Source organism: Shewanella electrodiphila (genome assembly GCF_023283985.1).
GTDB classification, from domain to species: Bacteria; Pseudomonadota; Gammaproteobacteria; order Enterobacterales; family Shewanellaceae; genus Shewanella; species Shewanella electrodiphila.
The window spans coordinates 1-26,630 of the sequence record NZ_JAKIKU010000004.1; the positions used below are offsets into that span (position 1 = coordinate 1).

The 26,630-nt window shown below is 39.6% G+C and carries 25 protein-coding genes and 1 pseudogene; 12 read left to right on the forward strand and 14 right to left on the reverse strand.

The window, feature by feature from the left end; translation table 11 throughout:
- Positions 1-159: pseudogene (locus L2737_RS08205) on the reverse strand (IS110 family transposase); the annotation flags it as partial.
- 251 nt (positions 160-410) lie between these two features.
- On the opposite strand from L2737_RS08205, the gene L2737_RS08210 reads away from it, so the two are divergent.
- Together L2737_RS08210 and L2737_RS08215 are read left to right on the forward strand one after the other, a co-directional pair.
- Positions 411-1,157 (forward strand): S1 family peptidase, encoded by a 747-nt coding sequence (locus L2737_RS08210; RefSeq protein WP_248955406.1) that lies wholly within the window; start codon positions 411-413, stop codon positions 1,155-1,157.
- Between the two features lie 561 nt (positions 1,158-1,718).
- Positions 1,719-2,186: a hypothetical protein gene (locus tag L2737_RS08215; protein WP_248955407.1), complete on the forward strand. Its 468-nt coding sequence runs from the start codon at positions 1,719-1,721 to the stop codon at positions 2,184-2,186.
- 238 nt (positions 2,187-2,424) lie between these two features.
- Here the strand turns inward: L2737_RS08215 and L2737_RS08220 are convergent, their stop codons facing one another.
- The 5 genes from L2737_RS08220 to L2737_RS08240 form a co-directional block, all read right to left on the reverse strand.
- Positions 2,425-3,000, reverse strand: coding sequence for a hypothetical protein (locus tag L2737_RS08220; protein WP_248955408.1), 576 nt, complete (start codon positions 2,998-3,000; stop codon positions 2,425-2,427).
- Between the two features lie 427 nt (positions 3,001-3,427).
- The gene (locus L2737_RS08225) at positions 3,428-4,339 is read right to left on the reverse strand and encodes a hypothetical protein (protein WP_248955409.1); all 912 of its coding nucleotides are present in this window, start codon (positions 4,337-4,339) and stop codon (positions 3,428-3,430) included.
- Between the two features lie 285 nt (positions 4,340-4,624).
- Entirely contained in the window at positions 4,625-6,142 is a 1,518-nt protein-coding gene (locus tag L2737_RS08230; protein ID WP_248955410.1) for an FUSC family protein, read from the reverse strand.
- A gap of 42 nt (positions 6,143-6,184) precedes the next feature.
- Positions 6,185-7,048, reverse strand: coding sequence for an HlyD family secretion protein (locus L2737_RS08235; protein WP_248955411.1), 864 nt, complete (start codon positions 7,046-7,048; stop codon positions 6,185-6,187).
- 23 nt (positions 7,049-7,071) lie between these two features.
- Positions 7,072-7,275, reverse strand: coding sequence for a DUF1656 domain-containing protein (locus L2737_RS08240; RefSeq protein ID WP_198589612.1), 204 nt, complete (start codon positions 7,273-7,275; stop codon positions 7,072-7,074).
- 454 nt (positions 7,276-7,729) lie between these two features.
- Between L2737_RS08240 and L2737_RS08245 the strand changes: the two genes are divergently transcribed.
- The 4 genes from L2737_RS08245 (at position 7,730) to pdxY (ending at position 13,757) form a co-directional block, all read left to right on the forward strand.
- Positions 7,730-8,632, forward strand: a complete 903-nt coding sequence (locus tag L2737_RS08245; RefSeq protein WP_248955412.1) for a LysR family transcriptional regulator — start codon at positions 7,730-7,732, stop codon at positions 8,630-8,632.
- A 436-nt stretch (positions 8,633-9,068) separates the two neighbouring features.
- A complete protein-coding gene (gene aspT, locus L2737_RS08250; RefSeq protein ID WP_248955413.1) occupies positions 9,069-10,772 on the forward strand; it encodes an aspartate-alanine antiporter in 1,704 nt (567 codons plus the stop codon).
- A gap of 112 nt (positions 10,773-10,884) precedes the next feature.
- Complete coding sequence (locus tag L2737_RS08255) at positions 10,885-12,501, forward strand: bifunctional aspartate transaminase/aspartate 4-decarboxylase (RefSeq protein ID WP_248955414.1); 1,617 nt, start codon at positions 10,885-10,887, stop codon at positions 12,499-12,501.
- 401 nt (positions 12,502-12,902) lie between these two features.
- A complete protein-coding gene (gene pdxY, locus L2737_RS08260) occupies positions 12,903-13,757 on the forward strand; it encodes a pyridoxal kinase PdxY (protein ID WP_248955415.1) in 855 nt (284 codons plus the stop codon).
- Between the two features lie 118 nt (positions 13,758-13,875).
- Here pdxY and L2737_RS08265 read toward each other — a convergent pair whose 3' ends face one another.
- The 3 genes from L2737_RS08265 to L2737_RS08275 form a co-directional block, all read right to left on the reverse strand.
- Entirely contained in the window at positions 13,876-15,072 is a 1,197-nt protein-coding gene (locus L2737_RS08265; RefSeq protein ID WP_102529436.1) for an alginate export family protein, read from the reverse strand.
- 305 nt (positions 15,073-15,377) lie between these two features.
- On the reverse strand, positions 15,378-15,872 hold the full coding sequence (locus tag L2737_RS22320; RefSeq protein ID WP_283108303.1) for a pilus assembly FimT family protein: 495 nt from the start codon (positions 15,870-15,872) through the stop codon (positions 15,378-15,380).
- Between the two features lie 186 nt (positions 15,873-16,058).
- Positions 16,059-16,589, reverse strand: a complete 531-nt coding sequence (locus L2737_RS08275; RefSeq protein ID WP_248955416.1) for an NUDIX hydrolase — start codon at positions 16,587-16,589, stop codon at positions 16,059-16,061.
- Positions 16,590-16,816: 227 nt separating this feature from the next.
- On the opposite strand from L2737_RS08275, the gene deoD reads away from it, so the two are divergent.
- Positions 16,817-17,521: a purine-nucleoside phosphorylase gene (gene deoD / locus L2737_RS08280; protein WP_248955417.1), complete on the forward strand. Its 705-nt coding sequence runs from the start codon at positions 16,817-16,819 to the stop codon at positions 17,519-17,521.
- Positions 17,522-17,561: 40 nt separating this feature from the next.
- Positions 17,562-18,731 (forward strand): MFS transporter TsgA, encoded by a 1,170-nt coding sequence (tsgA, locus tag L2737_RS08285; RefSeq protein WP_248955418.1) that lies wholly within the window; start codon positions 17,562-17,564, stop codon positions 18,729-18,731.
- Positions 18,732-18,803: 72 nt separating this feature from the next.
- Here tsgA and L2737_RS08290 read toward each other — a convergent pair whose 3' ends face one another.
- A complete protein-coding gene (locus L2737_RS08290) occupies positions 18,804-19,478 on the reverse strand; it encodes a Crp/Fnr family transcriptional regulator (RefSeq protein WP_248955419.1) in 675 nt (224 codons plus the stop codon).
- Between the two features lie 271 nt (positions 19,479-19,749).
- Here L2737_RS08290 and L2737_RS08295 point away from each other — a divergent pair, with 271 nt between their 5' ends.
- The 3 genes from L2737_RS08295 to L2737_RS08305 all read left to right on the forward strand — a co-directional run bounded on the left by L2737_RS08295 (position 19,750) and on the right by L2737_RS08305 (position 22,840).
- Entirely contained in the window at positions 19,750-20,787 is a 1,038-nt protein-coding gene (locus tag L2737_RS08295) for a putative porin (RefSeq protein ID WP_248955420.1), read from the forward strand.
- 252 nt (positions 20,788-21,039) lie between these two features.
- A complete protein-coding gene (locus L2737_RS08300) occupies positions 21,040-22,104 on the forward strand; it encodes a YHYH protein (RefSeq protein WP_248955421.1) in 1,065 nt (354 codons plus the stop codon).
- 76 nt (positions 22,105-22,180) lie between these two features.
- On the forward strand, positions 22,181-22,840 hold the full coding sequence (locus tag L2737_RS08305; protein ID WP_248955422.1) for a hypothetical protein: 660 nt from the start codon (positions 22,181-22,183) through the stop codon (positions 22,838-22,840).
- A 15-nt stretch (positions 22,841-22,855) separates the two neighbouring features.
- Here the strand turns inward: L2737_RS08305 and L2737_RS08310 are convergent, their stop codons facing one another.
- The gene (locus tag L2737_RS08310; protein ID WP_102529431.1) at positions 22,856-23,176 is read right to left on the reverse strand and encodes a hypothetical protein; all 321 of its coding nucleotides are present in this window, start codon (positions 23,174-23,176) and stop codon (positions 22,856-22,858) included.
- Positions 23,177-23,494: 318 nt separating this feature from the next.
- Between L2737_RS08310 and L2737_RS08315 the strand changes: the two genes are divergently transcribed.
- Positions 23,495-24,301 (forward strand): SDR family NAD(P)-dependent oxidoreductase, encoded by an 807-nt coding sequence (locus L2737_RS08315; RefSeq protein ID WP_102529430.1) that lies wholly within the window; start codon positions 23,495-23,497, stop codon positions 24,299-24,301.
- A gap of 73 nt (positions 24,302-24,374) precedes the next feature.
- On the opposite strand, the gene L2737_RS08320 is transcribed toward L2737_RS08315, so the two are convergent.
- The 3 genes from L2737_RS08320 to L2737_RS08330 are packed head-to-tail and all read right to left on the reverse strand — an operon-like array spanning position 24,375 to position 26,570.
- Entirely contained in the window at positions 24,375-24,683 is a 309-nt protein-coding gene (locus L2737_RS08320; RefSeq protein ID WP_248955423.1) for a DUF3325 domain-containing protein, read from the reverse strand.
- 1 nt (position 24,684) lies between these two features.
- A complete protein-coding gene (locus L2737_RS08325) occupies positions 24,685-26,277 on the reverse strand; it encodes a PepSY-associated TM helix domain-containing protein (protein ID WP_248955424.1) in 1,593 nt (530 codons plus the stop codon).
- On the reverse strand, positions 26,277-26,570 hold the full coding sequence (locus L2737_RS08330; RefSeq protein ID WP_248955425.1) for a hypothetical protein: 294 nt from the start codon (positions 26,568-26,570) through the stop codon (positions 26,277-26,279). Before L2737_RS08330 ends, L2737_RS08325 begins: the two co-directional genes overlap by 1 nt.
- Positions 26,571-26,630 lie beyond the last annotated feature (60 nt).

Consider the following 26,630-nt stretch of genomic DNA (forward strand, 5'->3'; position numbering starts at 1 on the left):
TTCAGGGCGGTGTTTTTTGATGAGGTTTATCGCTTCTTTAATCCCTTTCTCATCGTTATTGACGGTGAAAAATATATCAAGCGGACGAATATAAATGTCGAGTTGAAATTTACCCGTATCGACACCAATGTTAATGTTTTGATTAGTTTTTGAATTCATAATAAGCTAACTCTTGCTTGCAAATGCGGGTTCGAGACCCAGTAGACTATTCGAGTGTTTTGCTTGGAGTCCTTTGTCGCGTTCTTTCTTGTTATCGGTCTCTCAATAGAGGAGCCATCGCTCAATCGAACTACGACAAGGAAAGCTTTAGTTGCAGCTAAAGCCTGGGTCTCACATTACCCGAAACAGGGAAGTATTTGTAAATTAGGTGGGTTTATTATCCATACAAGCTGTTCAAGCGGGAATAATTCATGAAATGGAGTTTCTTAATCCTACTCGTTTTATCATTTCCATCGAGTGCAATTATAATGCGACATGATGTAGATGAGTCTCAATATCTAGAATTTGCAAAAGATAATAAATCGATAGTTACCTTTTACGGAAATTATAGAGATAAAGAAATTGTCGAAGGAACTGGGACTCTAATTGCCGAAGATTGGATAATTACCGCTGCTCATGTTGCCAATTATTTGTTAATTGATGGAAAAGTCAGGTTTAAAGATTCTTACTACAAGATAAAGAAAGTTGTTAAACATCCAGATTGGAAAGATAAGCAATTTCCAAATGATATAGCGCTTGTCCAGTTACAATCGACTATCCCTAATAGTGAAACTGTTGCTTTATATGACAAAGAAGATGAACTTCATAAAACTTTGACGTTTATCGGTCGCGGGGACTTTGGCACTGGTGAAGTAGGAATTGTTGGTGCTGATGCTCGATTAAGGGCTGCGCAAAATGTTGTCACAGAAACTTCTGGGCAGTGGGTTCGGTTTAAGTTTGATAGTGAACAAGACTCTTTGGCATTAGAGGGTATTAGTGGTCCGGGGGACTCTGGTGGACCCGCACTACTTAAAATGAATAATCGACTTTATATTGTGGGCGTTAGTTCATGGCAAAATGCAGAGCCAACAGAATGGCAAGAAGCTAAATATGGGGTAATTGAAAACTACTCTCGCATTTCATATTTCAAAAAATGGATAGAAAAATCTATGGAGTAGCAACAACATGGTCATCCATTCCATGTGACTAAATATCAAACACTCTACAAGGCTTTAGTTACTGCTTAATATTCAGTGATTAATGATGAAGTATTTAGTCCTTTGGCCATCAGTAAATGAATTTTGGTGTGGGTGATCAAAGTAAGAATAAGTAAAAGAAACCCAACAACTTTCAAAAAAACTGTAAGCATCCGCACAAAAAGCTATTACCTCATCGACACATAAAGCCATATAACTTAACGAATATCTAGTTGATAATAGGAGGTCACAGTAAGATAAACCATAATTATTTCATTGATATAGAATTATCATATAATGCTTTGAGGATAAATTTTTCAAATTAAAATAGAGATTAATATGCCTTTTAAGCAGTATCATATTCACAATATTAGTATGTTTTTTCGTGCATGTATTACAGCTCAAACTAACACTTCAATAACGTCTTCAATCGCACAAAGAAAATCAACTGAGACTCTAGCTGTTAATGCATTACTGGCTTTATACCTTGGACTATTTACGTTATTTATGTGGTTCGAGCAATTCAGAATGCCTTATATTCACATGGAAAACTTAGAATTTTATTGGGAATTATTAAAATCAGGTCCGTTTTCTGATGCAGAGATGAACTATAGACCAGTTGCTATGCGTGAAATTGCTGACCTTTATATCTTGCAGTGGGCCCTCTTTGTATTAATACCTTTGTTTGCTTTAATCATTTTTGTCGTTGCTCGGTCTAAACTTAAACAAATGCCAATGCATGAAGCTTCTCAAGGCGGAAAACTGTCCACATTCGGCAGAGTATTAGCACTCTTTATTGAAGGTAAAGCGCAGTTTTTAATGTTATTTGTAATTGGTTATAGTTTTTTTGCCACGTCAGCGTTTTCCCAATGGATGATAGATGCAGCCAAGGGCCATGCGGACTTCAACATTTATAGCTTGTTTTTTCCGTTAGCGTCGTTACTGCTTGTTTGGCAGTTTATTCGGCCTTTTGCCACTTACTATGTAATTACAATTAACAAAAAACAGTAATCATGCCCTATCGTGATTAAACTGTCCTTATCCCCAAATCGTTGTCCAGCTCGAAAATTTCAAAGCTCGTGGGGGAGTGTCTAGGCCTCGGTATTCAACCTTCTTTGAAAATAATTTTTTAAAGAAGGTTGTAGTTCATTAATTAGCCCACCCAGTCTAGCTTTATGTTATAACTTCAAAATAATGGGTGGCTATGTATTACTATGTATTAGCTATAAAAAGATCTTTTAATGAAAGTCTAATTAACACTATAGCCTTTACCCTCTAGGCAAGCTGCGCGAGCTTGATAAAAGTTTTCCTCGCCTTGGGCATTTGCAGTTTGTACCTGAGCCTGTCGTTGCGCAGCTTGCTGCTGAGCCGCTTGTTGTTGCTGTTCTGCTTGTTGAATATTACTGCGGCGACTTTGACGTCTTGCTGCCACAGCGCCAATAGCTGCTCCATTTTGCGCTGCGTCACTACGATCATCATCACCAAATTCGGCAATCATAGCGCCAGCGGCTGCACCAGCCATAGCTCCTCGCATGCCAGAGCCTCTATCAGCAGAGTCATTACTATCAGGTGTAACTTGTGTCGGTTGCGTTGTTGTGGCGATAGTTTGTGGCTGACTTGGGTTATAGCCAGTTTGCGATACAGCCCAACTATTACAGCTTGCCTCATCACTAGCCTGTAGCTCTGAACTTTGATTTTGCTGAGGAAAAACATACTGCTCAGCATAACTACTATTAATGACGGTAAAATTCATCACTGCGGCAACGGCAAAAGTAGATACAAGACCTGCAGTTTTTAGCAATAAAGTCTGATTAAGCTTAGACATAATACCTCCAATAAAAGTTAGATAATCAATTGTTGTTATTCAAGAGCGCAACTGTCATTTACTACATAAGCTATTTGCAACATCAGCTCTGTTTGACAACCAAATGAATAACTGCGCTTTAACAGCACAAATAATCGCCGATTACTGGCAGTAATAGTTACCATTTAACGCCAAAAATAAAATCAAATGACACCTAACTGAGATATGAATCCCCCTAAAAGGCATGAAGGGAAAAGGGAAAACGAAGAAGAATTTAGAAACTATGCTTTGCAGAAGAGTGAGTCTAATTGGCTAAAAACGAGCAAGATGCTCGTTTTGTATTTATTTACTTCCAAAAAAATTGAGAGCAACGAACTGCAAACTCAGAACAGCCCAAGAAAGCTGGTAAATTAACAAAACATAAACGCAGTTCCACCAGCAAAATTTCTCACTGCAATAATGCTTTTCCCTTGCACCAAACCACAAAGCTATTAATCCGTTTTTCAATACTTTGTTGTAGTCGAGATTTTAATTTATCCAGATCAATACTCTGAGATTTATATTGATAAAATCGATGTAAATAGATGACCCCGAGACGCTTAGGTGTCATTTTTTGAGTACTGGACTTATCAATTGAACGAAAGTAATAACTTAATTGCTTTCGCTTTCTTGCAACTCGATAAAAACGCTCTGCATTAATCTCACCTTCTCTAAACTCCAATATTGTCTCTTTAAGCGAACCTGTATGCTGTAAAGCCCGCGCAATTCTGTGGCCGACACCAGGAATGCGGTAACTGGCAACACAGGATTTAAAGCGTTTTTTATGTAAAGTATCAGGAATAAACAATGGATCGTAGATAATGGTTAATGGCGTTTCACAATGGCTTGCATCAATATGAGACATATCTTGAACTTGCAGTTCGGTGTGTTTACTCAGCTTTGGATCCCACGGAGCATTAGGTTGCCAATAGGTACTTAGCGGCATGAGTAATAAGGCTTTATCTAGCTTTAACGCTTTGGCATGAAATGCTGCTGCAAAGCCGCCTTTACTACAGCCATAACCAATCCGAGCGGGAAATGGGAATAATGAATCAGACAAGTCATCAATAAATACGGCAAACTTTGCTGAGTCAAAATAATGGGTTTCACCACCAATATGATTAAACGAAATCACATTCATTTTCTTTTTAGCAAAAAACTGAAAACTCCATGCCTGCTGGTCAGCATCAACTTGCTCTTGCGACATCGCATTACTAGAAGGGGGAAATGTCACCATTAAAGGCTCATCAGTATCAAAGATATGATATTGAACCAATACATTGTCAACTTGTAAGCGTACAGATTGGTGATAAGTCAGCATTGATAATTCCCTAGCTTGCAGCACACCATTTAAAGGCACGAACTTGCCAAACGACATAATTTAAATCGCATGCTACAAGACTAATTGGGGATTAAAAGTGTTAACTCACTTAAGGTTAAATCTACACCCAGCGTGTAAAAAAACAGCAAGAATGGTGTTACATATGTTAAAGGAATGAGCGTGTTACGCCATTAAAAATTAATTCAACTGTTGATTTTGTCGTCAGCAAATTCACAAGCTTGAACTCAGTTGAGTCAAGCATTGTTAAAATTTCATTCGAAGCTATTAGCCCTCTTTAAATACGCCCACAAAAAACCGAACTAAGGCTATCGCCATGAATACCTGTACCAACATATTTAATGACACCGTAATATCAAAACTTGGTGTAAGGTGCAGCGCACTCATGGTTAGCACTACCAGTAAATTAGCACCAATCATTTTTTGCAAAGCTAATTGAGGTGCTGCACAAAGTCGCCAAATCACCACTATATTGACAAAATAGAACATGGCTAAATGCCACACTTCTGTAAAAGAAGGCATGATAAATACATATTCCAACGTCACTAAAGCACCAAAAATACAGATACCGACCAAAGCTTCATTGACAATAAATTTTGGTAATGCAATTAAATTAACAGCCATCACCGCAGACAACATCGGAAACATATAGCCATTAGGTAATGGTGTGTATATCCACAAAGCAAAACTGGTCGCTAATGCCGCCATTACAATTAAGCCATCTTTAATGCGCAACGATAGTGGAAGCGCAATATCCCATTGTTTAACTAACTCCTGCCATGTCAAAGTCACGTTAATATCAGTAAAGGTTTTGCTGTTTTTATCAATACGTGTTGAGGTGCTCAGCAAATAATCTTTAGCTACCTGAATACGCGTCACCATTGATGCGCTCTGCATCAATTTTTCGTTCAGTTGAATAAGGCTATCTTCATTAGAAACCGCTTGCAGTAAAGACACTTTAATCACTTCAGCATCTGCATCTGCATCTGCATCTGCATCTGCATCTGCGTTGTCGACGATACTCTTAGCTTGCTCAAGCCATTGAGTTAAACGCTCAATCGTTTCGTAACTCGCAATGGTCAATAGCTTCCACTGTTTACGTTGATGGGATAATTGGTAACTCCCTGCACTGGGCAAATCTAAAATTAAACTTTGGGATTTGATGCTTTCGGTCATCTTAGCTAAGTTAGCCTGATGGGCTAAAAGCTGATCTATACTCACCTCTTTTTTGCCATTCAAGCAGTCGGTTAGCTCTGCAACTAATTCAGTTAATTGCTCTGTGATGCTGTTGTGTTGTGCATAAAAATTGACTTCTGAATTTATCGGCCAGACAAATCGATACACAAGCGAGAACATCACCACGCCCAGTAATGTTTCTTGCAAGCGAAGAAAAATCATATTGACTGATGTTATATCGTCAAAGCTTCCCATAAAGCATATTAGAGTACATACAATAAACGTAATTCTGACAAAGTATCCGTGCCTGCGATCATAAGACATCACGGTACTAATGCCTGCAAGCAATATAAATGTCCCAATAAATAGCATTCGCTCTTGGGCAAAAAAGGCAATCATTGCAATAGCAATGCTAGCCCCCACTATTGTGCCCATAATACGGTTTTGTGCAGCTTGAATTGAATGGCTATATGATTCATTTGCCGCCAATGTAACAACGGTAATGGCTGCCCAATAAGGCTTTTCCCAGCCAAATAACAATGCCAATACAATGGCACTGGTAAAAGCCAGAGCGACTTTAATGGCTTCTTTAGTAGCAAGACCCAACATATTAATCCCCTTTTGCACCATAAATATCAGGTCTGCAGCTTATTAAGCGCCATTAAAAATTTGCACTGAGGCGGTGGTGCCAACACGCAGTTGTACGTCTTCAGGAACATGTTCAATATGGATCTTAACGGGAATACGCTGTGCTAAACGGATCCATTGAAAATTAGGGTTCACATTAGGTAATAGGGTATTACCTGTGCTGCCATCTGACTTAGCAATACCAAAGCCAATGCTTTCAACTTTCGCTTCTATCGGGCTATCTGGGTTCATCATTAACGTCACGCGAGCTTCATCCCCCATATTCACCCCTTGTAAATCAGTTTCTTTAAAGAAACCTTCAATCCAAAAACTGTTCTCATCAATCAAGGCAACAACAGGGTTGTTAGCCACAACCTGGGCGCCTTGCCTAAGGTTTAGATTGGTAATAAAGCCGTCTGTAGGCGCTGTAACATGGGTATAAGCCACATTAAGTTCAGCTTGTTCAACCACTGCATCTGCTGCAGCCAGGTTAGCTTTAGCTGTTTGCACCGCGTTTTGAAAGTTATTCAAATCAAGCTCAGAAACCGTGCCGTGCTTGAGACTTTCAAGTTCCACTGCGCGGTGATTTTCATTTTTAGCTTTATCTAATAATGCGCTCGCCTGCATCTGCTTTGCTTTAGCATTACTTAACTCAGCTTGGTAAATACTCGGGTCAATTTCAAACAGTAATTGGCCTTTCTTAACGCGGCTATTATCGTCTACCAGCACGTTCGTTACAGGGCCTGTCACTCTTGGGGTTATTTGAATAATGTGCGCTCTTACTTGGCCGTCACGGGTCCAAGGATTTTCAGCGTAGTTTTGATACTGGCTTAACACTGCGACTGCAGCAATTGCAACCATCACCAGTGTGGTAATTATACGAAACATATCGAGCTCCAAAGTCTGATGGGTTAGGTAAAAGCGATAAATCGGCTTAATAGCACGGTAAATATCACTACCATGCAAAGTTCAACTAATGCTGGCAACGCTATAACACGCTGCCAACCGAGTTTGCCAGCAACAAATGTAACCGCGACGGTAAGAAAATAAGCTAACATTACAACGATTAACAGCGGCGGAAAGTACACTTCTCCAATCGCAAATTCATGAGGCATTTGTGTCACCAATCGAGTTATAACTAAAAAGGGAGCAGCATCACAAAATAAGCAATACTACTAATGACGATAATTGTATCGATTGATTAATGTTTGTTGTAATCGCTTAAAGAGGATGTAACCCATCAAACTTGAACCCAAGACAGACCCTTTTTACCAATGACTGAATAGAGACTATCTTTAATAATATTTAGTGAGGCACGAACATCGTATTCAATGAGCCAATAATCGCTCAAATAAACCATTTTGAGTGGGTTTGTTAAAACAAATGATGAGTATAAGCAAAGCAGGTAAAGAAATACCTCATAAGCAACTGAATACGCTTGCTTACTGTTTCAATTAATACAGGGTTTAATTACACTGACTCTTGAAGGTAATTTTCTCAATCTGCATCAAATGACGTAGCTTGGCGAGTCACTTAACCAGAAAAAATGATAAATGGAGCCCATACCCGATGAATTTTAGCTTAGAGCAATTACGCGCATTCGTTGCGGTTTATGAACAGCGCTCATTTAGTAAAGCTGCAGTTAAGTTAGATAAGCACCGTACAACTATTGGGCAAGTGATTACCAACCTAGAAGACGAGGTCGCAGTCGCTTTATTTAATCGTGTTGGTCGCAGTGTCGAAGCAACAGAAGATGGTGAGCTGCTTTATCGCTATGCTAAAATAACGGTACAACAAGCACTGACTTTCGATAAAGTGGCGCTCAGTTTATCTTTTGGTGGGCTTGAATCTATTACTATCGCTTATGGCAGCTTTATGTCACCAGGGCTCTTAACCGACATTCGTCTTAAGTTGCTGGAAGAGTTTCCCAATATGAAAGTGCACTATGTTGTTCGCACGAAACCAGAAATCAAAAAAGGCATTGAAGATGGCAGTATTCATCTGGCTATTGTCAATGTTTACAACAGTAAAGTGGTTAATAGTATCGACTTTACCTTCCTAAAGAATTTAGATTTTTACTTATATACAGGTAAAGATCACCCTTTAGCGACTGCCCCTAAAAATAAAACCATGTCTATGATGAAGTCATCAAAGCAGTTAATACTGAAAGCCATGCTCGATGACGACATGGCACAAAAAGTCATATTATCTTCAGATCATGAAATCATCGATCAAATGACATTAATATTAAAACTACTCGAAGCGAATGTTGGCTGGGCTTTACTGCCTAGCTTAGTGACCATATCACCAAGCTACCAAGAAAAAGTCGTTACGTTCAAATCTGAACAGTTGCTTGATCATGTTAGTGTCCCTATAGCGTTATGGGCACCATACTCAAAACAAATTGCGCCAATTAAAGAGATTGTTTCCAATATCTTTGCAGAGTATCCCTACCCTAAAGGTTTAGACTAACTTATTTGTAACTCACTTTTCTTCAAACGGCTTATTGGGTTTTACCATTAAGCCGTTTTTGTATCCGCTTCACTTTTCACTTTTCACTCGGTCTGAATAGAATACGGCTTCACGACTCACCTCTTTTCATATCTCTTAAGGGATGTTTTCACAAAATCTTGCTCAAATAAAATAATCTCCTCGCTAGGAGCCTCACTTCTAGTTGCTCATAAAAATCAATAACCTAATACATAAAACTATTCTACTTTCTCTCAAACTATAAGACTATGAAGGGTTTGATCCATCAAATGGGATTAATTGTGTCTAGTTTCCTGCCCTAATATTGCTGCCGAAACCACGAACTATCACTCACATTCAGTTCAATAGTGAATAAGTAAATGGTTCAAATTAACCAGTGACTATTCACTTTTGAATTTAATTTTAGGCAGCAAATATTATGAGCATTATCGAAAATCTATTTGCCGTATCTCCTTACATCGCTTTATTTATTACACTCGCGTTAGGTTACCTCATCGGTAAAATCACCATCGGCCGTTTTGTGCTGGGTGGCGTAGCAGGAACCTTAATCATGGGCGTGTTAATTGGCCAATTTGGAGTACAAATAGATCCAGGTGTAAAAACCATTTTCTTCGCGTTATTCATTTACGCAGTCGGTTATCAAGGTGGGCCACAATTTTTCAGTGCGCTTAACTTCAAAACCATCAATATCTTATTGTCAGCGGTTGTCATGACAGTCACAGGTTTACTCTGTGTACTTGCTGCAGCATTGATGTTTGATCTTGATAGCGGCACAGCTGCAGGTCTTGCAGCAGGTGGCTTAACACAATCAGCCATTATTGGTACTGCAGGTGATGCTATATCACAGCTAGGTAACGTCACCGAAGAAGCTAAACAGTTGATGCAAACCAACGTAGCAGTCGGTTATGCCGTGACCTACATCTTTGGTTCATTAGGTCCAATATTAATGGTGTCATGGTTGATTCCAACCTTTATGAAATGGGACATCCGCGGCGAAGCACTTAAGCTTGCTGAAAAGATGTCAGACGGTAAAGCAGAGCTTGCACCTGGTGAGTTTAACGCTATTAGCGACCTGGTATCTCGTGCCTATCAAATTGATGACAGCAGCGATTTTATTGGCCGCACCAGCCAACAAATCAATAAAGATTTGCTCGATATCGCTATCGAAATGATTGACCGTAACGGTAATGCCATTGAGCTTGATAAAGACATCACAATTCAAGCTGGCGACATTGTCATTGTCACAGGCCGCCGTGAAGCGATTGCAGGTTATATGATCACTGCAACCAGCGAAGTCGCTATGCCAAAAGGCATCAACTTAATTGAAGAAAATCGCCAGCTTATTGCTAAAGATGCCAGCTTAGTGGGTAAAACCATTGCTGAAGTTAAAGCAAAAGCCAATGCGGATACTTACCGTGGTGTTTATGTCACAGACATTATTCGCGGTGGTCATTCACAAGATGTTGATGCTGACTTTATCGTCGCTAAAGACGACATCATTCAGTTAACGGGCACCGCTAAAGACATTAACCGTGTAGAGAAAAATATTGGTAAACGTTTAGGTTCAGCCTTTGCCACCGACTTTATCTTCTTTGGTTTGGGTATGGTTGCAGGTCTGCTAATTGGCCTAATCAGTTTCGAAATTGCAGGTATTCCCGTCACAATTGGTTCAGGCGCAGGTTGTTTAATTTCAGGCTTATTCGTGGGTTGGTTACGTAGCCGTAAACCTGCTATTGGCTCACTACCTTTAGGTGCATCTAACTTCTTACGTGATTTTGGTTTAGCGGTGTTTGTCGGCATTGTTGGTCTACAAGCAGGTCCAGAAGCCATTAATACCATGAAAGAACACGGTTTAACTTTATTGTTCTTGGGTATGGCAGTGACCATTATTCCACAAATCATTTCATTCTTTATTTCTTATTACGTATTGAAAATTAAGAATCCAATTGAAGCTTTAGCTTGTGTTTCTGGTGGCCGCAGCGCTAACCCAGCATTCGCAGCCTTACTTGAAAAAGCAGGCAACGCGACACCAGTATTTGCTTTCACAGTGACTTATGCCATTGCCAATGTATTGCTCACCCTTTGGGGCCCAATCATTGTCGGCATCATTTCAACTCAGTAGCTTCAACCTGACTTTTCAACGTAATAGTTTCAAACAAAACACATTTCGGCGAGTGAGTTCACTCAACTGACTCGCCAATAATCAGATTTTAAAATATCAATAGGTACATACTATGAACAAGCAAAATACTAACGACCTAATGGCAATCGATTTCACACAATTTGCCGACTTAAGCCCATTTGAACTGAAAGATAAACTTATCGAAGTTGCACAAGCAGTGCCTGATCGCACTTTGTTAGATGCTGGCCGTGGTAACCCAAACTTTTTAGCCACCTTGCCACGTAAAGCGTTCCTTCGTTTAGGTGACTTTGCATTAGAAGAGTCAGAGCGCAGCTACTCATACCTCAATGAAGGGTTTGGCGGTATCCCAGGTGGTGACGGTGTGGTTGCCCGTTTCGATACTTTTGCTAAAGCGAACCAAGGCCGTGAAGGCGTTGAGTTTTTACAAAAAGCGGTTAGCTATGCCAAAGACCGTTTAGGCATCGAAAAGCAATCTTTCTTACATGAATTTGTTAACGCATTCCTTGCGTGTAACTACCCTGTACCTTCACGTATGCTGACTAACATCGAGAAAGTGGTAAAACAGTACATCGGCGAAGAAATGTATGGTGATTTGCCAATGAATTCTGACTTTGATTTGTTTGCTACTGAAGGCGGCACTGCGTCAATGACCTATACCTTCGCTACAATGGCAAACAATGGTCTGCTTAAAAAAGGCGACAAAGTGGCACTTATCACGCCAATCTTTACCCCTTACTTAGAAATTCCAGAGCTTGCTGAGTACGACCTAGAAGTCGTTGAAATTCGCCTTGATGAAACCACATGGCAGTTACCGCAATCAGAAATTGAAAAATTAGCTGATACTGATATCAAACTACTTTGTGTGGTTAACCCAGCAAACCCAGCGTCAGTGAAATTTTCTGACGATACACTGAACCGCTTAACTGACTTTGTAAACACTCAACGTAGTGACTTATTTATCATTACTGATGACGTATACAGCACCTTTGCAGACAACTTTGTGTCACTGTTTGCAAAACTGCCATACAACACTTTGTGTGTGTACTCATTCTCAAAATACTTCGGTGCAACCGGCTGGCGTTTAGGCACCATTGGTATCCATCACAGCAATGTGTTTGATGATGCTATGCGTGCCCTACCTGAAGCTCATCAGCTAGAACTTGATAACCGCTACAAAACGATCACTCCTGATCCACGTAGCATTAAATTTATCGACCGTATCGTTGCTGATAGCCGCGCGGTCGCACTAAACCACACCGCGGGTTTAGCATTACCACAACAAGTTCAAATGGCGTTGTTCTCTTTAAATTGCTTAATGGATTTAGAAGATAACTACAAAGCAGCTTGTAAACGCATTATCCGTGAACGTTACATCACCCTTTACAAAAACATGGGGATTGAAGTTGAAGAAAACGTCGACCGTGTTGATTACTACACTTTACTAGAGCTAGACACTTTAGGTGGCAAACTTTATGGTGAAGCGTTTGTTGAATGGTTCAAAGACAGCGGTAAAGGCAAAGACTTCCTATTCCGTTTAGCTCACAAAACGGGAGTTATCTTACTTCCAGGTAAAGGCTTTGACGTGGTGCATCCATCAGTACGCGTTTCTTTAGCAAACTTAACTCATCACGAATACGAGTTAATTGGCCGTGAAACACGCTCAGTATTGAACGATTACTTTACTGAGTTTCAAGCAGCTACTGCGTAATGAATAACACCTGTATTGGCTCACTAAACTGAGCCAATACTCGTGACAGTAATCGTGACAGTACTAGTGCCAAACTATTACTAAAACTATTACCAGTAATAACCGTCAATACTATTATAAATACTAACGCCAATCATTAGATTGGCGTGTTTGTATGCTCGAATAGCTTTTCTAAGAATCTTCATAAAACCTTGTGAATAAGAAAGCCTTACTGGTGGATTTCATCCATCAACAAGGATTATGACTATTCAAGATCACAGACTATCATTAGCCATATTGAAATCAATCGCGTAAGCCTTTATAAGCTAACGTTAACCAGCAGCATCATTGTCAGAACATGGCATTCTTCCAGTATTGTGCTCGCATTGTTCATCACAACTTTACTTATAATAGGTCATTGCATGAAAGGTATTATTTCAATTCAATCTCACGTGGTATTTGGGCATGCAGGTAACAGTTCTGCCGTGTTCCCTCTGCAGCGCATGGGCATGGAAGTGTGGCCTATTCATACGGTACAATTTTCAAATCACACCCAATATAAACAAGGTTGGAAAGGTCGTGCATTTTCTGCTGACGACATCAACCAACTTGTGGCAGGTATCGACAACATAGGTAAACTGTCGGATTGCCAAGCGATACTTTCAGGTTATCAAGGCAGTGCAGAACAATGCCAAGCAATTATCCATACCGTTAACAGTGTAAAACAACAAAACCCTGCTGCGATTTATGTGTGCGATCCTGTGATGGGCGATCCTGAAAAAGGCTGCATTCTGGCAGACGGGATCACTGAGCAATTAATCAATGATGTCATGCCTATCGCAGATGTCATTGTGCCTAACCAATTTGAATTAACTCAATTTACAGGCATGGAAATCAATAACCTAGAACAAGCAAAACTCGCCTGCGAAAAAGCACTGACTCTAGGACCTAAAATCGTATTAGTAAAGCACCTGCACTCTATTGCTGATGACACCTTTACCATGATGTTAGCCACTGCAGATGGCATGTATATTTCCCAGCGACCACAGCTTGAATTTAACCGCCAGCCTGTTGGTGTGGGGGATTTAATATCAGCGTTGTTTACTGGGGGGCTATTACAAGACATGAGCGCAGTAACAGCATTTGAACATGCCACTAACGCTTGTTATGGGGTATTAAAAGAAACCCATAAAAGGCAAGAGTGGGAGCTACAAACCATTGCAGCTCAAGCTGAACTCGTTCAGCCAACTGAAGTATTTCACGCCAAAGTTGTTTAAGACTTAGACATAAAAAAGCAGGAATCAATTAGATTCCTGCAAACTAGGTGGGGGGGGGAGTTACAACAGTCACTACACACCCAAAGTAGTGACTGCAAGATGTTTCATCCGCTTAGCATTAATAGTTAGCTTGGAATGTTAACCATAATTTATCGGTATCATTTGAAAAGTCATAGCCTTCATCTGCACCGCTGAAGCTGGCATATTTCACACCTAAGCTGTAATGCTTAGCAAATGGGTAAGTAGCAGCAACGCCCCACTCTGTTCCCATATCAATATCGCCATAATCTGATTCAAACTGGTGATATTTGGCTAGTAATTTAAGACCGGCAACTTTACCCGTTAAGATCACATGGGTATCGACTAAACCGTTATCCCAGTTACCTTTTCCGCCAAACAAGAATTTGTCAGTCCAACCGTTAAAGGCATGAAGTGTTGCTAATGGTGTAATAAAGCCAGCTTTACCACTATCAGAACCTAATACTTCATAACCCACTTTTGCGCCAAAGGCGTCAAAATCGATACCCGCACCTAACTTGTAGTAATCCGCGCTGTAACTTACAGGGTTATCACCCCCTTCAGACTGCTGCGCATATTCAGCTTCATAACTGACTTTCAGCGCATCTAATTTGATATTACCCGCAGCTCGAATACCAAAGGTATCAGTAGAAAAGGCAGCAACATCAGTATTATCAATCAAGTAACCATAACCGGTTAAATTAACGAACTCTAAACCTTTATAATTGATATTGATTAAGCTGGTTTCGTTTTCATGTTCTTCTTTACCTGAACCTTCAGGGAAAATACGATTTACATTAGCGACATACGCATAGTAAGCCGTCAAGTTTTCAATGGCGGTGTTTTTAATCGAAACCGCATCATAAGTTTGTTCATTTTGACGGAAGCCCACACCGCCAACAAAACGCTGGTTATCTAATAAAATGCGTTGGCGACCTAATTTAGCTAACGTCTCAGCAGGGCCTTTATACCCAATAAAACCTTGGTTGATTTGGGTATATTTATAATCACCGATCAGTGGTTCATTATCCGTAGAGCGAACATCATCAACTTCCGCTACTGCAAATAAATTATATATATCACCTGTTTGATAAGTTAAACGTGTGCGTAATGTGGTTTGGTTTTGTTGATCCACATTGGCAACATCGACATCTTCATAGCGCAATCTAAATTGCACATTCACTGACGAGTCATCGATAAAAGCTTTTTTCAATGGGTCAACAGTTTCAGTTTCAGCATAGGCCGTAGAAGTCGCTAAACTGGCAAGAACGGCTAATGTGAGGGTACTTAATTTCATTTATTGTAATCCTTTTATTTCATCATCTCGAGTGATGTTATAAAGGTGAAATGAAATGAAATAATTGATCTAGAACAATGTTACAAAAGAGCTACAATTACGCATCAATATTTGTGAGCCAGATCATTAACTTATACTAAATTAGCATACCTCAAAATAGGTATTTTTAGCATTGACTCATATATTATTTACTAAATAATTGATTACCGTTTTACTTTTATCCTGCCAATAAAGCCTAAATAAAAATGACTATCCAAAAAAAAGCCTGAAATAAGCATTTCAGGCTTTTTAAAACTTAGGCAAATTTAGCAACCAGTATCAGTTATTTGATAGAAAGCGGGCTCTGAATTGTTACCATCAACCAAATAGCGTAATGAGCAATTACTGCTTATGTCATAACCTTGAGGAAATATATACACGCCAGAGTTTGGAATATTGTAAATCCCCCAATCTTCACTAAATTCATCAGTTGCTCCTGCCATCTGAGCGAACGAGCCTTCTATAGCTTTAGGTAAGTTAACGTTAGTTGCTGTGATATAACCTAGGGTAGTCGATATTTTGATGCCGTTATGATCAATCTCACCGGGATCAAGTGTCTCTTGAGAGCCAATAACCGCTTTTGAATAAACTAACGAATTAGCTGATTGAATACTGCCTTGTAAGCTGCTTAAATTCGCCTTAACGGCATCGGATTTAATATCAATAAATTTAGGGGCTGCAACCACCGCAAGTACACCTAAAATAATAATAACAACCACAAGTTCAATTAAAGTAAAACCGCGTTGAATGGGGTATTTCATAACAAATATTCACTGACAGCATCATATTTATCTATTGGAAAAATATGAAATAGTTAAAGGAAGGCCGATAATACTCCAACCATGAACCCGCCACTACAACATAAATAGCACTGATAAGTACATTTATTAACTTTTACACAGTTTTGTTATCAAGATCTTATTTTTTGTCGTCTGCTCTACAGCTTATTAGAGCAATTCTTGTTTAATTAATTTGAGTAAAAAAGTTTCACGCTCAATGGATAAGCCTTTTTTGTCACTGTTCGCCATGGTATCGAGATTATGTTGGATAGCTTCATCAATATCCATCCACACGGGTTTCATACCATTGTTAATCTCATGGGACTCAAACTGGGTTTCACCCAATTCACTATCTATCTCGCAGGTATAGCAATATGACAACATATGAATCAATGTCATGCCATCGCGACTCCAAGGGCGATATTCCTCATACAAGCCAAACTCTTTAATATTACGAATTGATTTAGCGCCAGTTTCTTCTTGTAGTTCTCGTACTAAACCTTGCTCAACCTCTTCATGATCATCAACCCCGCCACCAGGTAAAGTGTAATCATGATAACGCTCGGTATAGAGCATTAAAATAGTATTACCTTGCAGTACAATTGCCCTCGCAGCTCGGCGAGTTAACATTGAGTCTTGCTGTTGAGCTACAAACTGACTAGGTGTGTCGGGGTGGTGGCTGGTTTTTAAATGGCGCATAACAAGATCATCAAAATAAAAACGCGCATGATACGCTATTTTCTAATCGAAATATTCACCAAACAACTTATTTTAGACTGTCCATCAAAATCTTAGATATTCATTTAAGTAACAGTACTGTGATCCCTAGTCATTTTTTGTTGTTTTTTAAAACGATGCGGACTTATGTCCTAACAGCATCCTGAAGCGACAACTATTATCGAGTGAATCAAACCTGAGGACTCTATATGACAGCTCACATTAATGGTAAAAAAGGTGACTTCGCCGAAACAATTATCATGCCAGGCGATCCACTACGCGCTAAATATATCGCAGAAACATTTCTTGATGACGCCGTAGAAGTAACCAATATTCGCAACATGCTCGGATATACTGGTTATTATAAAGGCCAGCGTATTTCAGTCATGGGTCATGGTATGGGCATTCCTTCTATGGTGCTTTATGCTCATGAACTCGTAAACGACTTTGGTGTTAAACGTATTATTCGTGTCGGCAGTTTAGGCGCCACTCAACATGACGTAAAAATTAATGATGTCATTTTGGCGCAAGCAGCAGGCACAGATTCACCAACCAACACCAAACGCAGCAGTGGTTATCAAATGGCGACATCAGCCACATTCTCACTCTTAAACAAAGCCTACAATATTGCCCAAGAAAAACAGATTAATGCCAAAGTAGGCAATATTTTTACTGGAGACCTTTACTACGACCCAGACGCAGACATGATCCCTGCACTAGAACGCTTTGGTGTGTTAGGTATCGATATGGAAGTCGCAGGCCTTTATGGTCTTGCCCATCAACATGGTATTGAATCATTAGCTATTCTAACTGTTTCAGATCACTGCCTAACAGGCGAAGAAACCACTGCTGAAGCGCGTCAACTGACATTCAACCAAATGATTGAGCTGGCATTAGAAACAGCAAATCAATAAGCAAGCACTATAAAATAGAGACAGCATAAAGGGCTTCACAATGAAAAATAAAATATCCTTAACTTTGCTCAGCTTCCTTGCCAACTTTGTTATGGCAGGTTTTGCCACTCAGTTCGGTATGTTAATCGAACCAATTGCGACCAAATTCTCCGCCAACGTTAATGAAGTTGCATCAATCTTTTCTTTATTAAATGGTGGCGCTTTAGCAGGGACTATTGCAGCGTTCTTTTTAATTGAAAAGATTGGGGTTAAACGCATGACCCTTATCAGCTATATTGCCATCGCTTTAAGTGCTGCAGCATTACATTTCACAGGCTCATTAAGTGTAGTGATGGTAGCAATGACAGTCATCGGTTTATGTGGTGGTATTGGTCTTTGTATCGCAGGGACCATTGTTGTATCAGTGTGGAAAGATAAAATCCAAAGCACAATGTTAGTGGTACAAGATGCAACCTTTAACGTGGCAGGCGTTATTTTCCCGCTTATCACAACATATGCATTAACTAATTCATTATCTTGGAGCTATAGCTACTTAGCGGTAGGCATAGTTGCCTTGGCTACTGCCGCAATTGCATTGCTGACTAATTTTGATTTATGCGAAAGCAATACAACTGAAGCTGCTGAAGAAAAGTCAGAATGGAACCTAGGAATTATCAGTGGCGGTTTAGGTTTATTCCTTGGCATGTTGAGTCTTTATACCTTCTTAACTTGGGCTCCAATGTTCGTGTCGCAAAAGTTTTCAATCCCATTTGAAGATGCAGGTAACATCATTACTCAATATTGGTCAGCTGCATTAGTGGGCGCATTAGTGTCAACAGCGATAGTATCGAGAGTGAAGATCAAACACTTCATTATGGGAATGATTTCACTGGCTTTGGTTATCACTAGCTTAATTGTGACTACAACAAATCTAGAATGGATTGGATATTTAACATACGGTTATGGCTTTGCTTGTGCCGCACTTTATAATGCCTTTATTGCATACGGTGTCTCATTTGTGAAACATGCCAGCAGTAAAAATGTTTCTTATATCTTAATCAGTGGTAGCGCAGGCGCAATGTTCAGCCCTGCTATTAGTTCTATGTTTGAAAGTATTATTGGTCTTCAAATAGTGATGTATGCCATTCCTGTTATATACGCAATGATCATTACTTTGCTGCTTGTTTCAAATCGCCAACAAGTGTCACTTACGTCTCAAGCGACTGCATAATAACCCATTGGTATTATCAGCCGCTCATAAAAAGCCCTTTATTAAAGTTAATAAAGGGCTTTTCTCACAAAATTATGACTCTATAAAGCGAATTAAACCGGTTAAATCTTGAATAATAATGCCTTCTTTTTCTCGCTTAATCAGCGCTAAATCTTCCAATTTTTTGACTGCCCTACGATACACTCTATCGGTTGTCGCAAAACGTTCAGCTTCTAAATAACACTTATTGAAACCTTCAACTGGCTGATCATTTAAGTACTGATGATACAAGTCATAGGCAATATTGTATGCAATAGGATAAAGCATTCTACGAGTCAGGATATCCACTGTATCTTGATAATCAATGGCGATAGCACTAGCAAAAAAAAGCGCAAACTGCGGAGTTTTAACGAGCGCCTCCTGTAACTTATCACCATTAATAATCGAGATAGATAATGGTTCTTCAGCAATAATATCTAGTTGACATAAATACTGAGTAAAAAATTCCATTTCTCCAAATATTTGCGAATCACAAGTCATGGTACCTAATTGAAAACTGCGCCCATTACGCGCTGTATATCCCATCGATATCCGTCCAGACGAAACATAAATCAGCTCATTTACCTGTTGACCCTGTGCCATCAACTTATGATGAAATTCGACAATTTTAGTTTCAGTAATGCATTGCCTCATGATTTTCTCGATAGAGTCATGATGCTGTAACCATTGATCTCGAAATCTTCCTTTAGCAAGGGGTTTTAATTGCATATCGACATTTTTATAAGCTCATTATTATTCAATTATAACGGCTTATTAATAACTAACGTAACCTCAGATTAGTTAACTCAAATTCAAATGCAATAAATCGACTTTTTTTGATAAACAAATAAATCTTTACTTAATAATACCTATCACGCAACATAACAATACAAGACATTGATAAATAAGGACTTTACTGATACACAACGCTACAAGTGTTAAGTAGTTGTAATCAACAACTAAAAGAATATTTTTCACTTAAAATAACAAGGACGTCGCTATGAACAGGCTCAAGACTCACGCACCAAAGTTAGCAACAAAGTTAGCAACAAAGTTAGCAACGGCAATATCAATCAGTTTATTGGCTTTTACTGCGCAAGCTGATAATCAGCAAAACTCAGCATCTAATGGTTTTCATCACGATATCAGCGCTGCGTATATCGACGATAATGACAACAGCGACAATACTTCAGTATTGGCTGGTTACCGCTATTACTTAAATGCAGTAGATACTGATAAAGGACCTTTGGCGCTGAATACCTTTTTGGCACAATCATCCAATATTGGGGTGAATTATATAAAGTCAGATTTATCCGAAACGACAAACTATCAAATTGATGGTACCTATGTATTTGCTTCAAAATGGTTTATCGGTGCTAATTACCAGCAAATCAATGATGATTCTGATGGCTGGTTTTATCCTTATGATGAATCACTTTACGGCATTAATCTTGGCTATTATTTTAATGACACATCATCCGTCTCGGTTTTCTATCAAAACCAAAGTGGCTCTGATAATTACCAAAACCCAAATGCTGACAGCCAAGATTGGGTGATGAATGCCAACTTTGATAATCAAGCTGACATCTTTGGTGTTAATCTACAAAGTTATATTCCGATGGAGTCTTTCAGTGGGATTAATTTATTTGCGAGTTGGCAATATCGTGATAGTAACAACAGTAATTTCAGCCAATTGGTAGCTAATGATAACGATCCTCAACGAGCTTTTACCAATACCAATGAGCAAACAATGCATCACCTATACCTTGCTGCTGATTTTTACATTAATAATGCATGGTCAATAGGGGCAAATTACGCTTGGCAAGATGTCGGTGGGACTTATGTAACTAAAAACAGCTTGCTTCCTGATGACTCCGTAAACCACTATTCCGATAGCTTTAATCATTATGGGGTTAACACCGCTTACTGGTGGCAAGTGTCTCAACACTTTTCTGCTAAATTTAGCATTGCAAAGCAATTTAATGATGAGTTCTCAGACAGCTTATTGCTAGGAATTGACATCAATGCTCGCTTTTAAATAGACATCATTTAAATTTTTCTAAATAGCCTGTTGCGACAGTTCCCCCAAAACCTGTCGCAACAATTAAGTAACAATCACGCTGTTTCTCCTCATTTCCTGCACCGTTTCTGCACTTTTTAACGCTAGGATAAACCAAACTCAATTAAGCAAGCGCTTAACAAGTAGACCTCTGTACCTAGAGGCTTGTAAACAGCTCTTGATAACTGCCTATTTATAAATTGCTTTTTATAACAAGTGGAAGCCCTTGCCATGAAACTCTTTGCCCCGACCAAGCAACACTCAATTAGCCTAATAAAGTCAGCCTTATTTGTACTCATCACAAGCACATTACTGGCTTGTGGCAGTAGCGATGATGATACTGCTGTTGAAGATGCTGATGAAGTTATCACCACTCCAGACGACTCTACTGATGATTCAGGTGATGATTCTGATAATGACTCTGGTGATGATTCTGGAGACGACTCTGATAATGAAACGCCTTCAACAGGTTCAACAGATGGTGTGCTGTGTGATTATGTAAATAGCACCTATAACGAATCTGAATCGGTTTATAACACCAGTAATGCCGAGTGGACTTGCGAGGAAGGTGAACGCTTGCTTGATGCTAATGGGATCCCTGATCATGAAGTGGGATTATTTCCTAATGCAAATAATCCAAACAGCATTTATGAGCAAGATGTTTCTTCCAGTTACACCTTAACCCCTGAAGAAAGTAACACTGCTACAACCCTTGGTGGCCCCAGAGGTGTTTTAGGCTATGTACTTAATGGGGTAAAAATTGATGCGAGCACCGCAGGCACTTGTGATGACTCTGGTGATGATTGCAGTTTAGTTGGCAATGACGGCAACTGGAATATTGAAGCATTGGGCCAATCAAGTTTCAACTTTGGCACCGATGACAATAACGCCCATGTTCAACCTGGCGGTGAGTACCATTACCATGGCATGCCAGAAGGCTTCGTCACTTTACAAGGTGGTAGCAGCGATAAAATGACCATTATCGGCTGGGCAGCAGATGGCTTTCCTATTTATGCTCGTTACGGCTATAGCATCGCAGACGATGCCAGTTCTTCCATTAAAACCATTACAGGCAGTTATCAATTAGTGACCAACGCCAGCAGTAGCAGACCATCAACCGACATATATCCATTGGGTACATTCGCGCAAGATTGGGAGTACGTAGCAGGTTCAGGTGATTTGGATGAGTGTAATGGTCGTGTTGGGGTCACTCCTGAGTTTCCTGATGGCATTTATCATTACTATGCCACTGACAGCTACCCCTACTTTCAACGTTGTGTAAAAGGCGAACTGTAAATAACTGTCTAACTATTGGCATCATGATGAAGTCAATGGAGCCATCAAGCATAAAACCGATTAAGAGTATGAGTACATGAAATTAATAAAGAAACTCGCTGCAGGGATCACTACTTGTATCATCTTGAGTGGATTAACATTCTCATCTGTTCAGGCACATATGATGGTGGCCCAACATGGCACAATTAACTTAGTCGATGATGGTGCCTTTATGGTGCTATCACTGCCGGTGTCGGCGTTTCATTTTCTTGATAATAGTCTGATTGAACTTGATGACTCTGATGCTGCTGATGGCTCTGATGCTGATGCTGCTGATGGCTCTGATGATGCTGATAAAAAAATCGGCAATATATCAATGTCGAACCTGAGCATTGATCAAAATAATGACGGAAAACTATCATCTGATGAATTACAACAGCATCGACAACAAATAAGCCGCATCATTCTACAACGGGTAAGTTTAAGCGATGCTACCGGACCATTGCCTCTGCAAGGGTTGATCATTTCATTGGCTTCACATGGATCTCCTAAACAGCCATCAGATCAAATCATCGTTATGGGCAGGTTCAAACTCAGCAACAGTCAAGATCCCCTCATATTTGAGAATCAATTATTTGGTAAAAGTTTCAGTGAACAAGTGATTGATATGAGTGTCACTCGGCAAGAGAATAAGCAGAAACAAGTATTTCAAGTTTCAGCTAACGCGCCATCACACAGATTGTTTCCGGCCAAATAAATGCGCTGGCACGCCCTAGTCATTCATCATGGACTCACACTCAAAGCCTTGGCGCATTGAGTCAAATCGACACTGAGAACCACATTGCCACGGCGCATTATCATATTTAGCTGATACCGTTTGAGCGTGAACTTTGCAGGACTGATAATCGGTGAAGTCGGTGTCCATTTCGTAGGCAGCTGAAGTATAGCCATTTTTATACACAAACGAGCTCCATACTGCAGGCCCCTTATGTTGATTAGACTGATTAATCATTATCACCGCTGTGATTACAGCAATCAGTAAAATTAAGACAACTACGATAGAAATGGCATTGGAATTTTTTGAAACGGTCATAAGTATCAGCACAGCTTTCGAAAAGAATTAGCATAAACTTTAACATGATATTTGCAATCAAAAATGCGGCCAACATCTAGTCTACAGTGATTAATAAAAGCTTACTCACGCTCTCTATTATTAACAAAACCTATAAACTAATTCTACTGAACTCTCGCTTATCAATCGCTTTATACCTGCTAACATTAATATATTGAATGTGCGGGCGATAGGTTTATAAAACATCAATTTTTAAGCCTTAAAGTCTTAAAGTCTTAAAGTCTTAAAAATGAAACCTTAAAGGCAGTCCCGTAACTTATTAATCACTAGGAACTCATCATGCAAAAGACGATTCTTGTTACCGGCTCTACCGATGGCATTGGTTTAGAAACAGCAAAGATGTTAATTGCTGAAGGTCATAAGGTGTTATTACATGGCCGTAATCCAAATAAACTGACTGACGTTGTTAATCTATTAGCAACAGCGGCAGATGAATCACAAATTGAGTCTTATGTTGCCGACTTATCGAGCATGGAAGAGGTAAGAGCTTTGGCTAAACAAATCAAAGCCAAGCATAATCACCTTGATGTGCTAATTAATAACGCAGGGGTTTATAACCCAAGCACATTAATTACCCTAGATGGCTTAGATTCACGTTATGCGGTTAATACTTATGCGCCCTATTTATTAAGCCAATTATTACTGCCTATCATGGATTCAAGCAGTCGTATCGTTAACTTATCTTCTGCTGCACAGGCAGCATTTTCTGCCAATGATATGGCTAAACCAAGCCCATTGTCTGACTCAACCGTATATGCCCAAAGTAAATTGGCACTGACGATGTGGTCACGCCATTTAGGGTTAGCGATTAAAGGAACTGGCCCAATGATTGTGGCAGTTAACCCAGCATCAATGCTTGGCAGTAAAATGGTCAAACAAGCATACGGCGTTGCAGGTGGCGACTTATCGATTGGCGCAGATATATTAACTCGCGCAGCGTTAGCTGATGAGTTTGCAGAGGCAACAGGGCAATATTTTGATAATGATAGAGGACAGTTCGCCTCTCCTCACCCTGACGCTTTAGATGTGGCTAAAACAGCAAAAGTGGTAGACGTGCTAGAGCAAGTGCTTACAGAACTGAGCTAAATTAACTCCCTTTGAAACTCAATAAGAGGATAACTCACTATCCCCTTATTGAGCGAACTCGACTAAATATTCTTTATGGTTTTAATCTAACAAAGATAAATGTTAAATAGTGCGGTTTATAGGTCAATAACATCGCTAGCAGAGTCGCTACGAGAGTAGCTGTTGCAAAACTATATACCAAACCTAATGCGAGTCCCCAACTCTTTATTCCCTGAATAATAGCCAGTAAAAGTATACCGTAGCCGCTCAATCTCAACGTCCAAACTATTGGCTTAGATGGACGTTTTACGCTATTTATCACTTGATCATAATGACGAGAAAGCGAAAGGCTTAACAAGGTAAAACCAAGTAGTTGTAATGATATTTGGCTTAATATTTCCATCTTAAGTACCGAGCTCCGGATGTGGTTTTTTGCTAATTTCACTCGTATGCTCTGGTGCAATATGCTCTTTTTTGAATAACGCAGCTGCAACAGCAAAGCAGCTTGCAAATACCAGCACACTGACATCAAAGCCTAACATTAACCAATCCCCCTCTTGAGCACTGGAAAGCAAGCTATGTTCAGTGGTTAGCATATTTCCAATCGGTAAAAATGCGTATATAGCTGCAGCTAGCCATAACATGTTTTTCCATGCTTTAGCTGGCCGACTCACGAGACAAAAGCAAATACACATAGTGAAGACAATAAATAAACTGTGTAACTCCCATGCTCCACGGTTAACCATTTCTAATGGTAGTAATCGGTTACTCCAAAAATAAGCTGCAATAGCAATAGGTAAACCAATGATCACAGCAGCATTTACTCTATCGATTAGATTAATCAATCTAGTCGAATTTTTTTGTCTTTTTTTCACCCAAATAATCATGCCAGAAGCGATCATTGCAGCGCCAAGTAATCCGGAGATAAAATACAGCCAGCGAAGATAAGGGCCAGCAAATAACCCCTCATGTAAATGCTCTAGCACGTCATAGACTTTTCCTGCGCTATACTTCTTTCCGATTGACTCTTCTATCTGAACTTGGCCATTTACGACTCGATAAGTTATCAGTGTCGCAAATTCTATCCCCTCGCTTCCGTCAAGCCATACTTCAAAGCCCATCTGCTCAGTGTTGTTATTGGGGCTTCGGTCTATCACACCAAGAAAGCTTATGTTGTTATTTTTATATCGCTGTTTTGCATCGAGCAATACCGTACTTAAAGACAAATCCACCGCTGGTATATTTGTGGTATCAAAGCGTTTATTTTCAGTCTGCGACACATCATAGAACTGTCGATGCAGTTTTCTACCTTCACCATAAGTTGCATCAATAACCGGTGAAAAAGAGATTCCCATCAACAAAATAAGCCCGCTGTAGGTAATCATTAAATGAAAAGGTAATGGCAAAACACTAAAAACATTATGAATATCTAACCAAGAGCGTAGTCCTTTTCCTGATCTAAACGTAAAAAATTCAATAAAAATCTTTTTATGAATAATGACCCCTGTGACTAAGCCGATTAACATAAATAAGCTTGCTAAGCTGGTCAAAAGGTAGCCCACTACAATTGGCACATAGTGCAAGTTGTAATGCAGACGGTATAGCGTTTCACCGCCACTGGTATCGCGTGTTGGAGTAATATTACCTGTATAAGGGTCAAGGTATTCTTCGTGCCATTGCTTTGAGATGCCTAATTCAGCATTGGCTAACGCCAACCAGGATATTTTGATAAAGGGATCCCGTGTTGTCGGATAAGCGATATACCACTTATCCGCATGACTCGCTAACGTGTTGAGTTGTTGTTTGGCTAAATTGAATACTTCGACATCATCAATAGTTTCGTTAACCACCACGATTTCAGGCTTCATCCAACGATCGATTTCGTTTTCAAAATAACCCAAACTTCCAGTTATAAAAATAAAGAATAATAACCAAGCAAAAGTAAAGCCTGCCCATGTATGTAGCCAGGCCATAGATTGTCTAAATGTTGACTTCATTAGACAGTAATTCCATTGAGGTAATGATAAAAAAAGTACATGAGAGTACAGAGGGAAAAAACGATAGCACCAGCACGCAGTGTTGTTTTGGTCGTAAAAACAACTATCACGGTCACTGTGTAGATAACAAAGCTCAGCATTAACCCAGTGATGATACTGTTTATTTTATCACCAGGTAAAAGTAGTGCGATGAGTATCGCACTTAAGCTTGATAATATGTATCCACCGACTAATGCAATTAACACTCGACAAGTGACGTTGGATACTAAGATTTGTTTTTTAGTAAATTTCATAGAAGTATATTGAAAGTGTTCATAAAACAGAGTCTTATGAACACTTACTTAGATTAACGA